General features: G+C 69.7%; 12 protein-coding genes and 1 pseudogene. 8 read left to right on the top strand and 5 right to left on the bottom strand.

All coding sequences use genetic code 11. The annotated features are described in order from the left end of the window. Nucleotides 1-9: 9 nt before the first annotated feature. The 3 genes and pseudogenes from ACH4DZ_RS36985 to glgX all read right to left on the bottom strand — a co-directional run bounded on the left by ACH4DZ_RS36985 (nt 10) and on the right by glgX (nt 4,119). Nucleotides 10-1,448 (bottom strand): annotated as a pseudogene (locus ACH4DZ_RS36985) (sulfatase). A 137-nt stretch (nt 1,449-1,585) separates the two neighbouring features. Further along, the gene (locus ACH4DZ_RS36990) at nt 1,586-1,681 is read right to left on the bottom strand and encodes a putative leader peptide (RefSeq protein ID WP_398292842.1); all 96 of its coding nucleotides are present in this window, start codon (nt 1,679-1,681) and stop codon (nt 1,586-1,588) included. A 110-nt stretch (nt 1,682-1,791) separates the two neighbouring features. Further along, nucleotides 1,792-4,119 (bottom strand): glycogen debranching protein GlgX, encoded by a 2,328-nt coding sequence (glgX, locus tag ACH4DZ_RS36995; protein ID WP_398292843.1) that lies wholly within the window; start codon nt 4,117-4,119, stop codon nt 1,792-1,794. Between the two features lie 232 nt (nt 4,120-4,351). Here glgX and ACH4DZ_RS37000 point away from each other — a divergent pair, with 232 nt between their 5' ends. From ACH4DZ_RS37000 to ACH4DZ_RS37030, 7 genes are all read left to right on the top strand, one after another. Then, nucleotides 4,352-5,584, top strand: a complete 1,233-nt coding sequence (locus ACH4DZ_RS37000; RefSeq protein ID WP_398292845.1) for an Ig-like domain-containing protein — start codon at nt 4,352-4,354, stop codon at nt 5,582-5,584. A gap of 179 nt (nt 5,585-5,763) precedes the next feature. Next, nucleotides 5,764-7,005 (top strand): Ig-like domain-containing protein, encoded by a 1,242-nt coding sequence (locus ACH4DZ_RS37005; protein ID WP_398292846.1) that lies wholly within the window; start codon nt 5,764-5,766, stop codon nt 7,003-7,005. Between the two features lie 108 nt (nt 7,006-7,113). After that, a complete protein-coding gene (locus ACH4DZ_RS37010; protein WP_398292848.1) occupies nt 7,114-7,881 on the top strand; it encodes an enoyl-CoA hydratase/isomerase family protein in 768 nt (255 codons plus the stop codon). A gap of 303 nt (nt 7,882-8,184) precedes the next feature. Further along, nucleotides 8,185-8,688, top strand: a complete 504-nt coding sequence (locus ACH4DZ_RS37015; protein WP_107021845.1) for an ATP-binding protein — start codon at nt 8,185-8,187, stop codon at nt 8,686-8,688. A gap of 262 nt (nt 8,689-8,950) precedes the next feature. Then, the gene (locus ACH4DZ_RS37020) at nt 8,951-9,565 is read left to right on the top strand and encodes an ADP-ribosyltransferase (protein WP_398292850.1); all 615 of its coding nucleotides are present in this window, start codon (nt 8,951-8,953) and stop codon (nt 9,563-9,565) included. An 89-nt stretch (nt 9,566-9,654) separates the two neighbouring features. Next, a complete protein-coding gene (locus tag ACH4DZ_RS37025) occupies nt 9,655-9,867 on the top strand; it encodes an EF-hand domain-containing protein (RefSeq protein WP_398293303.1) in 213 nt (70 codons plus the stop codon). 147 nt (nt 9,868-10,014) lie between these two features. Beyond that, nucleotides 10,015-10,674, top strand: coding sequence for an NADPH-dependent F420 reductase (locus ACH4DZ_RS37030; RefSeq protein WP_398292852.1), 660 nt, complete (start codon nt 10,015-10,017; stop codon nt 10,672-10,674). Nucleotides 10,675-10,708: 34 nt separating this feature from the next. On the opposite strand, the gene ACH4DZ_RS37035 is transcribed toward ACH4DZ_RS37030, so the two are convergent. After that, entirely contained in the window at nt 10,709-11,251 is a 543-nt protein-coding gene (locus ACH4DZ_RS37035) for an MOSC domain-containing protein (RefSeq protein WP_398292854.1), read from the bottom strand. Nucleotides 11,252-11,661: 410 nt separating this feature from the next. Here ACH4DZ_RS37035 and ACH4DZ_RS37040 point away from each other — a divergent pair, with 410 nt between their 5' ends. Beyond that, the gene (locus tag ACH4DZ_RS37040) at nt 11,662-12,105 is read left to right on the top strand and encodes an endonuclease domain-containing protein (RefSeq protein ID WP_398293305.1); all 444 of its coding nucleotides are present in this window, start codon (nt 11,662-11,664) and stop codon (nt 12,103-12,105) included. Between the two features lie 5 nt (nt 12,106-12,110). Here ACH4DZ_RS37040 and ACH4DZ_RS37045 read toward each other — a convergent pair whose 3' ends face one another. Beyond that, nucleotides 12,111-12,668 (bottom strand): glycoside hydrolase family 25 protein, encoded by a 558-nt coding sequence (locus tag ACH4DZ_RS37045; protein WP_398292856.1) that lies wholly within the window; start codon nt 12,666-12,668, stop codon nt 12,111-12,113. Nucleotides 12,669-12,840 lie beyond the last annotated feature (172 nt).

Consider the following 12,840-nt stretch of genomic DNA (forward strand, 5'->3'; position numbering starts at 1 on the left):
GGGGCCGCCCTAGGCGGTCGGGTACGGGAGAAGGGTCGCCGCCGTCTTCTCCCAGGCCGCCTTCAGCTCGGCGAGCAGCTCCGGCCGGTCCGGCGCGAGATCGGCCTGTTCGCGGGAGTCGGCGGCGAGGTTGTAGAGATGGTCGTCGCCACTCTCGTCCCGGTAGTACTTCCAGTCGCCCCGCCGCAGCGCCCGGTTGGCCCGTACCCGCCAGAACAGGTCGCGCTCCGGCGGCTTCGCGCCCTTCAGCAGGTATCCGGCGAGGCTGGTGCCGTCCAGCGGGTACGCCGGGTCGGGCCGGGCGCCGCCCACCTCCAGCAGGGTCGCGGTCCAGTCGGGGGAGAAGTTGGGCGCGTGGCTGACCTGGTGGCCGTCGATCCGGGCCGGCCAGCGCACGATCGCCGGTACCCGGATCCCGCCTTCGAGGAGCACGAACTTCTCACCGCTGAGCGGCCAGTTGTACGAGTAGCGCTCGCCGCCGTTGTCGCTGGCGAACAGCACCAGCGTGTTCTCCTCCTGGCCGGAGCGCCGCAGCGCCGCGAGCACCTCGCCGACGGCCGCGTCCAGGCTCTCCACCATCTGCGTGTACTTCTCGACCGAGCCGCCGTCGAAGTGGTTGAGCGCCCGGGAGACCTCCGCCTGGGTCTTCGCCGTCCGGATCTTCGCGGCGATCCCGGCGCCGGTCTCCGCGTCGTCCTCGGCGAGCCAGGGCCAGTGCGGGGTGGTGAAGTTGAGGTTCAGCAGCCAGGGCTTGTCGTGGTCCCGGCCGACGTACTCGACGGCCCGCTCGGTGAGCACCTCGGTGTAGTAGCGCAGGTCCTTGTACTGGGCGTCACCCTCGTAGAGGTCGTGGTCGCCGAGCTGGCCGAGCTTGGAGAAGTACTCAAGGACACCGCCGAAGTTGCCGAAGAACTCGTCCCAGCCGGACTTGGTGGGGCTGTGGTCGGGCAGCCAGCCGCAGTGCCACTTGCCGATCAGCGCGGTGGAGTAGCCCGCCTTCTTCAGCAGGGAGGCGAGCGTGGGGTGGTTCGGGTCGAGCCCCTGCGCCTTGTCGGCGATCGGCTCGGCGAGACCGCCGGGCGTGCGGCCCGGATACCGGCCGGTGTAGAGGCTGAACCGGGTCGGCGAGCAGGTCGCGGACCCGGAGTACGCGTCGGTGAACCGCACCCCCTGACGGGCGAGCCGGTCCAGATGGGGCGTCCTGATGTGCGGGGCGCCGTACGAGGAGAGGTCCGCCCAGCCGAGGTCGTCACCGAGGATGACCAGGAGGTTGGGTCGTCCGCCGGACGAGGCGCCGGAGGGACGCGCCTCGAAGGGCCGTTCGGCGGCGCCGGGGAGGCGGCGGCCGTGGTGGTACCGGCCGTAGCGGTGCCGGCCGTGGTGGCGACGGCGGTCACGGCACCGCCACCGACGAGCCCACCGAAGGTACGACGGGATATCTCAGGCATACGGGATCCTCGGATGCAGGGGGGAGTGCATGGCCAGGAAGCGCGAAAGAAGGCGCGGGAGGCGCGGGGAGCGCGGGGAGCGCGGGGTGCGCGGGGTGCGCGGGGTGCGCGAAAGAAAAGGTGAGCAGACCGCGGGCTCAGCGACAGATGGCGCTGGACTGCCGGCACAGATCGACATGGCGCCGCTCCACGAGCGCGACGCACGCGCACGGGTGATCAGCGGAAAGCCTCATGGCAAGGGACGTTCCCAGTGCGTCACCTGGGACGTCAACAGCTGTCCGGATAGCGGAAGGCCCCTGCACGCGCGGGAGACACCCCACACCCCTCCCGTGGAGGGCGCACCTCAGCCCACCACCCGCAACAGCAGCACCGCCCGCGCCGGCACGGTGATCGTCGTGCCCGCCCGGTGCACCACGCCCGGCGCCTCCGACTGCTCCTCCCGCGAGGTGTCGACGACGACCTCGTACGACCCCGCCCACGGCGGCCCCGGCAGGACGAAGCCCGCGGGTCCGATCCCCGCGTGCAGCACCGCGAGGAAGCTGTCGTCCGTCACGGGCACCCCCCGTGCGTCCCGCCCCGGGATGTCCCGCCCGGACAGGAACATTCCCAGCGTCCCGGCGGGCGCGTACCAGTCCCGTTCCGTCATCTCCGTGCCGTGCGCGGTGAACCACGCCAGATCCCGCAGTCCGTCGGCCGAGTGCGCCCGGCCCGAGAAGAAGGCGCGCCGCCGCAGCACGGGATGTGCGTGGCGCAGGGCGATCAGCCGGGACGTCAGGTCGAACAGGGCCCGCCAGCCGGGGTCGTCCAGCAGGCTCCAGTCGAGCCAGCTGATCTCGTTGTCCTGGCAGTACGCGTTGTTGTTGCCGCCCTGGGTGCGCCCCAGTTCGTCGCCCGCGACCAGCATCGGGACACCCGTGGAGAGCAGCAGCGTGGTCAGGAGGTTACGGAGCTGGCGGCGCCGCAGACCACGTATCCGGGCGTCCTCGGTCTCGCCCTCGGTGCCGCAGTTCCACGCGCGGTTGTCGCCGGTGCCGTCCCGGTTCCCCTCGCCGTTGGCCTCGTTGTGCTTGCGCTCGTACGACACCAGGTCGCGCAGGGTGAAGCCGTCGTGGGCCGTCACGAAGTTCACCGAGGCGTACGGCCGCCGCCCGCCCCACGCGTACAGGTCGCTCGACCCCGACAGCCGGTACCCGAGGTCCCGTACGTCCGGCAGCGCGCCCCGCCAGTAGTCCCGCACCGCATTGCGGTAGCGGTCGTTCCACTCCGTCCACAGCGGCGGGAAGGCGCCCACCTGGTAGCCGCCGGAGCCCACGTCCCACGGCTCGGCGATCAGCTTCACGCGGCGCAGCACCGGGTCCTGCGCGATGACGGCGAGGAACGGGGAGAGCATGTCGACGTCGTGCATGGACCGGGCGAGCGCCGCCGCGAGGTCGAAGCGGAAGCCGTCGACGCCCATCTCCGTCACCCAGTAGCGCAGCGAGTCCGTGATCAGCCGCAGCACGTGCGGCTGCACGACGTGCAGGGTGTTGCCGCAGCCCGTGTAGTCCGCGTACCGCCGGGCGTCGTCCTGCAGCCGGTAGTAGCCGCGGTTGTCGATCCCGCGCAGCGACAGGGTCGGGCCCAGCTCGCTCGCCTCCGCCGTGTGGTTGTAGACCACGTCGAGGATGACTTCTATCCCGGCGGCGTGCAGTGCGCGGACCATGCGCTTGAACTCGCCGACCTGCTGGCCGTTGGTCCCGGAGGCCGCGTAGCCGGCGTGCGGGGCGAAGTAGCCGATCGAGTTGTAGCCCCAGTAGTTCTTCATGCCCCGGCGCAGCAGATGGTCCTCGTGCGCGAACTGGTGCACCGGCAGCAGTTCGACGGCCGTCACGCCGAGCGCCACCAGGTGCTCGATCGCCGCCGGATGCGCCAGCCCGGCGTACGTGCCCCGCAGCTCCTCCGGGATCCCCGGGTGCAGCTTGGTGAATCCCTTGACGTGCAGTTCGTAGATGACGGAGTCCGCCCAGGGCGTCTTCGGGCGCCGGTCGTCGGCCCACTCGTCACCGGGCGTGTCGTCATGGACGACGACCCCCTTGGGGACGTACGGCGCCGAGTCCCGGTCGTCGCGCACGGTGTCCGCGACCTGCTGCTGCGGCCAGTCGCGCACATGCCCGTACACCTCGGGCGGCAGACTCCCGAACTCGTCGCGTCCGGCGCCGTCCACCGCGCGGGCGTACGGGTCCAGGAGCAGTTTCGCGGGGTTCCAGCGGGCGCCGGTCCACGGGTCCCAGCGGCCGTGCACCCGGAAGCCGTACCGCTGTCCGGGCCGCACGCCGGGCACGAATCCGTGCCAGATCTCATGGGTCAGCTCGGTCAGCGGGACCCGGATCTCGGTGCCCCCGCCGTCCCTGTCGCCGCCGCCGTCCCAGTCGTCCGGCGTGCCGAAGAGACAGAGCTCGACCGACTCGGCCCCGCCCGCCCACAGGGCGAAGTTGGTGCCCGAGACCCCGTCGGGCCCCGTCCGGAAGCGCGCCCCGAGCGGGGTCGGCGCGCCCGGCCACACGGAGACGCCCGGCGCCGTGCGCGCCGTGCCGTTCACCACGGGGGCGGCCTGTGCGGGCAGCCCTCCGCCGAGGGCGCGCCCCTCCTGCACCGGTTCCCGCACTGCCTCCTGCTCGGCTGCGCTCGACACCCTGGGCCCTCCCGCGGCTCGGTCGGAGCGGCACGAGGAGGACCGCGGCGTCCCGGCCGCGGTCTCCTGTCCGTGTCGTCCTCCCCACTGTTCTGCCCAGAGCCGGGCTCGCACTCACGTTTCCTGCGGCGGAGGCCGAACAGGGGCACGGAATGTGAGGCGCGCCCGGCGCCGCCCGGCACCCGCCGAACGGACCCACTTCCCCGGGGCCCGCTCCGTCGTTGGGTCCCACGTGATGCACGCACAGACGCGCGCGGGGCGCGCAGGGGCCGCGCTGGCCGCCGTACTGACATGGGCGGGCCTGCTGGCCGCGGCCGCGGGATGCACCTCGCACGGGGTGGACGAGATGCTGGGCAAGCCCCGCTCGCCCGAGGAGGCGATCCGGGTCTCGCCGGACGACGGCAGCAAGGCCGTACCGCCCGAGAAGGGCCTGAAGGTCCGGGTGCCGGCCGGGCGCCTGGAGTCCGTGAAGGTCGTGAAGTCCCAGGACGCGCAGGAGTCCCCGGTGCCCGGCTCGATCGGCGAGGACGGGGCGACCTGGCGGCCCGACGACCCGAAGCTCGCGCTGGCCGCCAAGTACACGGTGGACGCGGTCGCCCTCGACGCCCACGGCCGGCGGGTGGCCCGCCACGTGACGTTCACGACGTACGTCCCCGACGAGCGGTTCATCGGATACGTCATGCCGGAGAACCGCTCGACGGTCGGCACCGGCATGATCGTGTCCCTGGAGTTCAACCGCGAGATCGAGAACCGGGCGGCGGTCGAGCGCGCGATCCGCGTGACCTCCGTACCGAAGACGGAGATCGCCCCGCACTGGTTCGGCGAGGACCGCCTCGACTTCCGGCCCGAGACCTACTGGAAGCCCGGCACCAGGGTCACCGTCGACCTGCGGCTGCGGGACGTCGAGGCGGCCCCCGGCGTGTACGGGCTGCAGTACAGGACCTTCTCCTTCACGGTCGGCCGCAGCCAGACCAGCGTCGTCGACGCCGCCGCCCACACCATGCGGGTGAGCCGCGACGGCGAACTCCTGTCCACGGTGCCGATCACCGCCGGAGCCCCCGGCAACACCACGTACAACGGGAAGATGGTGGTCACCGAGATGCTGGAGGTGACCCGGATGAACGGGGCCACCGTCGGCTTCAAACGGGCCGACGGCAAGGGCGAGTACGACATCCCCGACGTCCCGCACGCGATGCGCCTCACCTCCTCCGGGACCTTCCTGCACGGCAACTACTGGGCCAAGGGCGTGTTCGGCACGGCCAATGTCAGCCACGGCTGCGTGGGCCTGCGCGATGTGAAGGGCGGCAGCTCCGCGACCCCGGCGGGCTGGTTCTTCGACCGCAGCCTCATCGGTGACGTCGTCGAGGTCGTCCACAGCAACGACAGGAAGGTCGCTCCCGACAACGGCCTCGGTGGGTGGAACATGGGCTGGAAAGCCTGGAAAGCGGGCTCAGCGGTGAAGTAGCCCGACATAGGGGTACGCACAGGTAAGGCCCCGGTCGCGCTCCCGGCTCCAGCAGTTGGGACTGAACGGTGACATTCCTGGGAGGTCATCTCTCCTGGCAGTGTGATTAATTAGCGCGATGCGTGCGCGGGACGCGCCGTAGTACGGGCCTGAACAGGCCGTGCGAGGGGAGAACGAACTTGAACGGGCGACCGATATCGGGGGCGTCGGTTGGCGCGCGGACACGAAACGGCAAGGGAGCCCTGGCACTTGTGCTGGGGGTGCTGCTGCTTCTCGTGACCGCGTGCGGCGGAGGAGGGGACTCGGACACCGGGTCCGGCGGGGACAAGGGCAAGGATTCCGGCCAGGCGGACACCAAAGTCTCGCAGGCGCTGGTGACCATAGCGCCGAAGGACGGTGCCGACGCCGTCAGGACCAGCGGCGCACTGAAGGTGACGGCGGCCAAGGGCAAACTGACCGAGGTGAAGGTCGAGGACACCAAGGGCAACCCGGTCGAGGGGAAGATCACCGGTGGGGGCGCCAGTTGGACGCCCGCCGCCCATCTCGCGGCCTCGACGAAGTACAAGGTCCACGCGGTGGCGAAGGACTCCGAGGGCCGTGAGGCCGCCGAGGAGTCCGCGTTCACCACGCTGACCCCGAAGAACACGTTCGTCGGGATCTTCACACCCGAGGACGGTTCCAAGGTCGGCGTCGGGATGCCCTTCTCGGTGCGCTTCACCCGGGGCATCACCCACCCCGAGGACATCGAGAAGGCGATCAGGATCAAGACCGAGCCGGCGGTCGACGTCGAGGGCCACTGGTTCGGCAACGACCGCCTCGACTTCCGCCCGGAGAAGTACTGGAAGTCCGGTACGAAGGTCACCGTCACCCTGAACCTCGACGGCGTCGAGGGCAGGCCGGGCGTCTACGGCGAGCAGGCCAAGACCGTGAAGTTCACGATCGGCCGCAGCCAGGTCTCCACCGTCGACGTCAAGACCAAGAAGATGACCGTCAGGCGCGACGGCAAGGTCATCAAGACCATCCCGGTCACGACGGGCAAGGCGGGTTACGAGACCTGGAACGGCCAGATGGTCATCAGCGAGCGCCTCAGGGTGACCCGTATGAACGGCGAGACGGTCGGCTACGGCGGCGAGTACGACATCAAGGACGTGCCCGACGCGATGCGCCTGTCCAACTCGGGCACGTTCATCCACGGCAACTACTGGGGCGGCGACGCCTTCGGCAACTACAACGCCAGTCACGGCTGCATCGGCCTGCGCGACCAGCGCGGCGGCGGTGACCGGGGAGCCCCGGCCGCGTGGTTCTTCGACCGCTCGATCGTCGGCGACGTGGTGATCGTGAAGAACTCCCACGACCGGACCATCGACCCGGACAACGGGCTCAACGGCTGGAACATGTCGTGGGAGAAGTGGACGGCCTGACCCGCCGACCCCTTCTCCGACCGTTTCCCTGACCGTACGGCCCCGGTGTGCTCCGCTGTGACGGAGCGCACCGGGGCCGTTCCCGTTAGCCCCCGTTAACCTGCTGTCATGACTGTGCATCTCGAAGTCGCCGAGGGCGTCGGCACGATCCGCCTCGACCGTCCGCCCATGAACGCGCTGGACGTCGCCACACAGGACCGGCTCAAGGAACTCGCCGAGGAGGCCACCCGCCGCGAGGACGTGCGCGCGGTGATCCTCTACGGCGGCGAGAAGGTGTTCGCGGCGGGCGCGGACATCAAGGAGATGCAGGCCATGGACCACACGGCCATGGTCGTACGCTCCCGGGCCCTCCAGGACTCCTTCACCGCGGTGACCCGCATCCCCAAGCCGGTCGTCGCCGCGGTCACCGGCTACGCGCTGGGCGGCGGCTGCGAACTGGCGCTGTGCGCCGACTTCAGGATCGCCGCGGACAACGCCAAGCTGGGCCAGCCGGAGATCCTCCTCGGTCTGATCCCGGGCGCCGGCGGCACGCAGCGCCTGTCCCGGCTGATCGGCCCTTCCCGCGCGAAGGACCTCATCTTCACCGGCCGCATGGTCAAGGCCGACGAGGCCCTGTCGCTCGGCCTGGTGGACCGGGTCGTGCCTGCGGCCGACGTGTACACCGAGGCGCACGCCTGGGCCGCGAAACTCGCGAAGGGGCCGGCGCTCGCGCTGCGCGCGGCCAAGGAGTCCGTCGACGTCGGCCTGGAGACGGACATCGAGACGGGGCTCGCGGTCGAACGCAACTGGTTCGCGGGCCTGTTCGCAACGGAGGACCGGGAGTCGGGCATGCGGAGCTTCGTCGAGGAGGGACCGGACAAGGCGAAGTTCCGCTGAGGCGACGGCTGTTGGAACACTGCCGCTGGTCCACTCGCAGTTGACGCGACAAGTCACCCGTGCGCGTGGAGATTCCCCCGAAGGGGCGGTTTATCGGACCCTTAAGGGAGGCTTAAGGGTTCCTTGCGGGGGAGCGCGGGCGATTGCCCCGAACACAGCGGTCCGCGCAGGTCGGATGGGGTGTACGGGCCACTGTAATGCCGATGGCATATGTCGATCGAGTGATGCGGAACGAGGGGTTCCGGGGGGCGTATTCCTCCGGAACACCCCCGGAGAAGCCCCTCCGCGGGTCATGATGGGGGCATGGCGGGGCTGGAGGGTATCGAACAGCCGCGGCGGCACGGGAGTGCGACCGCGGCGCGCTGGTCGCCTGCTGTCGAGGACGAACACGCGCTGAAGGCGCTGGAACTGTTCGGCAACCCCACCGAGGCGGAGGTGCCGCTGCCGTCCCGGCCGGAGTCCGCCGCCACGGCGCGTCGGCTCACCCAGGTCGTGGTGCTCCGCCAGTGGGGGCTCTCGCCGAAGATGACCGAGGACGCCGTGTTACTGGTGTCGGAACTCGTGGGCAATGCCGTGCGGCATACGGGGGCGCGGGTCTTCGGGCTCAGGATGCGCCGTCGGCGGGGGTGGATCCGGGTCGAGGTCCGTGACCCCTCGCGAGGGTTGCCCTGTCTGATGCCGGTCCAGGACATGGACGTCAGCGGCCGGGGCCTGTTCCTGGTGGACAAGCTGTCCGACCGCTGGGGGGTCGACCTGCTCCCGAGGGGCAAGACGACCTGGTTCGAAATGCGGGTGGCCGACCGCTAGGTCTTTTCCTCGCCTCTCTCCGCCTCCTCTTTGTCCTCAAACGCCGGACGGGCTGGAGGATGTCTTTCAGCCCGTCCGCGACATCTTCAGCCCGTCCGGCGTTTGAGGACCGGGGGTTCGGGGGCAGCGCCCCCGAGTACGTGACGGGAAGGGTAGGGGCGGCGGGGGCGGGAGAGCCCCCCACGGCAACCCCGTCAACGGACACGCCGCCGTACGAGTGAGGGTTCGCTCCCGGAGCAGGCCGCACCGGGATCGTGCTCCCATGACCACACCCCGCTGGAAGCGCCACGCAGCAATCCTCACCTTCGCCCTGACCACCGTCCTCACCACCTCCGCCGCGACAGCCCCCACCGAGACCCCCGCCAAGCCCACGGCGAAGGCGGCAGCCGCCCCCGCCTGCCCCCAGTACGCGAACCCCGTCCACGCCGCCGCCGACCACCGCGTGGACGTCGACCGCATCACCCCCGAACCCGCCTGGCGCACCGGCTGCGGCACGCTCTACCGCAGCGACGGCCGCGGCCCGGCCGTCGTCTTCGAGCAGGGCTTCCTGCCGAAGGACGTCGTCAACGGCCAGTACGACATCGAGCAGTACGTCCTGGTCAACCAGCCCTCCCCGTACGTCTCCACGAGCTACGACCACGACCTCTACAAGAAGTGGTGGAAGAGCGGCTACAACTACTACATCGACGCCCCGGGCGGCGTGGACGTCAACAAGACCATCGGCGACACCCACAAGTGGGCCGACCAGGTCGAGGTCGCCTTCCCGGGCGGTATCGCGCGGCAGTACATCATCGGCGTCTGCCCGGTCGACAAGAAGACCAAGACCGAGATCATGAGCGACTGCGAGAGCAACCCGCACTACGAGCCCTGGCACTGACTCCGGCGCCTGGGTGGTCGCCGCGCTGCGCGCCGGAGCGGAACGTTAATCTGACCTCGTCAGTGAAGCACCACGAAGGGGCGGGTCCGGTGGCGGACATCGAGGAAGCACGCAAGGCGTTCGAGCGCATCGACGTGGACGGGGACGGCTACATCACCGCCGCCGAGTTCAAGAAGGCCATGGCCCAGGGCGGGGACTGGAACGTCACGGAGTCGGTGGCCGAGGCCGTCATCGGCGCCCAGGACCTCAACGGCGACAAGCTGCTCTCGTTCGACGAGTTCTGGGCCCACATCAACAGGTGACCTCGGCGCAAGGGGCGCCCTCCGGTTCTCGGAGGGCGCCCCTTCGTCGTGTTCGCCCATCCGGGTGGGGCTCGGAATAGCCCGGTATGAACCGGGGTTGGTATATCGCGCCAGGAGTCACCCACCCCCTCGAAGGGCGAGCCCCCCATGAAGATCGGCATCATCGGAGCAGGGAACATCGGCGGCAACCTCACCCGCCGCCTCACCGCACTCGGGCACGACGTGTACGTCGCCAACTCCCGCGGCCCGCAGACGCTCACCGCGCTGGCGGAGGAGACCGGGGCCACCCCCGTCACCGTCGAGGAGGCTCCCCGGGGCGCCGAGGTCGTCGTCGTCACGATCCCCCTGAAGGCGATCCCCGACCTGCCGTCCGGACTGCTGGACGGAGCGGCCGACGGGGTGACCGTCATCGACACCGGCAACTACTACCCGCAGCGGGACGGCAGGATCGGCGCGATCCTGGACGAGGGTCTGACGGAGTCCCGCTGGACGGCCCAGCACCTCGGCCACACGGTCGTCAAGGCCTTCAACGGCACCTACGCGCAGGACATCCTGGACCGCCCCCGCCCGGCCGGCACCCCCGACCGCATCGCCCTCCCGGTGGCGGCCGACGACGCGACCGCCAAGCAGGTCGTACGCGCCCTCATCGACGAACTCGGCTTCGACACCGTGGACTCGGGCGGCCTCGACGACTCCTGGCGCCAGCAGCCCGGCACGCCCGTCTACGGCCTCCAGGAGGGCGTGGACGCGGTCACGAAGGCCCTGGCCGAGGCATCCAGGGAACGCACCCCGGACTTCACCGCGTAACCCCCGCGCTCGCCCCTCGCCCTGCGCCCCTCGCTCAGACGATCTCCAGCGGCAGATGCGGCCCGGCCGGCAGTTCGACCTCCACGGGGTCACCGGGCCGCACCAGGCCGCCCGCGACGACCACACTCATGATTCCGGCCCTGAACCGGGGCCTTCCGTCCTCGCCCCGCCCCACGACCTGCTTCATGAGCCCCTTCCGGAAGGTGTCGATCTGCGCACAGGGATTGCGCAGCCCGGTGACCTCCACCACGGCCTCGTCCCCGAGCCGCAGCAGGGTCCCGGCCGGCAGCCCCAGCAGATCGATGCCCCGGGTGGTGACGTTCTCCCCGAGCTGCCCGGCCGCGACCTCGAACCCGGCGCCCCGGACCTCGTCGAACAGCTCCTCGTGGATGAGGTGCACCTGCCGCAGATTCGGCTGCGAGGGATCCTTCCGCATCCGGAACCGGTGCTTGACGGTCACCCCGGCATGCACATCACCCTCGACCCCGAGCCCGGCGAGCAGCATGATGCTCTCGCGCTCCGGCTTGGTGAACGAGTACGCCCCATTACTGCTGACCGCAGCAACACTCCCACCCATACCGCACGGCTCCCCTCGTCCCCGAAACTGCTGAATCGCTTGTACGAGAGCGTTACGTGTGTTCGGCATCCTCGTTGATCGGATCGTACGGCAGCTGGGCCGATCGGGCGGAGGACTGGATGAGGAGCTGTGCAGCGAGCGGGCGTGAATGGACCTGTGGCCGGTCGTCCGAAAGATTTCCGCTGACCAGAGGTTTGTGCAGGACCCACTACATGCAGCAGCGAAGAGGGAGTGAACTTGCTCCTGTCAACCTTGCGCGCTCGATCGCCGACGATCGGGTGTGCGCGTTCGACGGTTGCCTCAGAGCGGTTTCCGCCCGAGGGCTCTGCGCCGCTCACTACCAGCAGTGCGTCAAGGGGCAGCCGCTTTCACCACTGCGGAAGAAGAGAGGGAACGGAGCCTTCCGAAAGATGATCGAACGCGGCATTGTCGAATGTCTGGGATGCGGCGAGGGAAAGCCGCTGGCGGAGTATTCGCTCCTCAATGCATCAGGAGCCCCGAGACCGTACTGCAAGCCGTGCAATGCAGAACGAGTACGCCTGGGCCAGTACAAGGTGAACAGAGGTTTCGTCGAGCTGCTCCTGAGGCTCCAGCAGGGCCGTTGTGCCGTGTGTGCCAGGCCGCACGCAGGCGACAGGGCCATGGACATCGATCACGATCATGCCTGCTGTCCCGGCCGGGGCAGTTGTGGAAAGTGCGTCCGAGGTCTCGTCTGCAACAGCTGCAACCTGCACGGCCTTGGTTGGTACGAAGCTCTCCCGCCCGAGCTTCGTACCTTCGACCTGCTCAACGAGTACCTCGCCGATCCTCCGGCGAAGCGGCTGCGTGCGGCACTGGCCCTCACTGGGGCTTAGACGCCTCAGGCGTCCTCGGCCCATTCTCGCAGGGCCGCCTTCGTGGAGAAATTGGCGACGTTCTTGTCCAGCGGGTCGTCCGTGTACTGGTGGAAGCGCCACTTCGCCTGGATGCGGGGCTTGCCCGAGGCCACGTAGTCGGCGATCCAGAGGCCGTCACCCGCGTACGAGGTGTCGTCGACATTCAGCCAGTAGTCCCGGTTGCAATAGAGGACGACCCGGTTGTTCGGGCGCAACTCCCGCACCTTGCGGATGAAGCGGTCCTTCTCGGCGTTGCTGGCGTGGGTTCCTTCCCCCGTCGTCTCCCAGTCCACGGCGAGGATGTCGCCGGCCTTCTCCGGGGCCTTGCTGACGAAGTACTCGGCCTGGGCCGTGAGGTTGCCGGGCCACAGGAAGTGGTAGAAACCCACCACACAGCCGGCGTCCCTGGCCCGCTTCGTCTGCGCGCTCAGCTTCGGGTTGACGTACGTCCGGCCTTCCGTGGCCTTGACGAAGACGAAGGACAGGCCCTCGGTGCTGTACGAGGACGACTGGTAGGCACTTACGTCGATGCCGCGCAACATGCGTGACTCCTTGGTGCTGGGGTGGCCGGAAACACGGATCGTGCTTCCTGGGGCCTGTGGGGGGGGCAATCTCCTTTGTGGTGCCCGCACTTGGCCCGTATTACCCTCACGCACGGCAGCGCTCTGAAGGCCGCGCCGGAGCGCGCGCTCCCGACGTGGCTCTCGACGGTGT

Source organism: Streptomyces sp. NPDC017991, from assembly GCF_044328075.1.
Classification (GTDB): Bacteria; Actinomycetota; Actinomycetes; order Streptomycetales; family Streptomycetaceae; genus Streptomyces.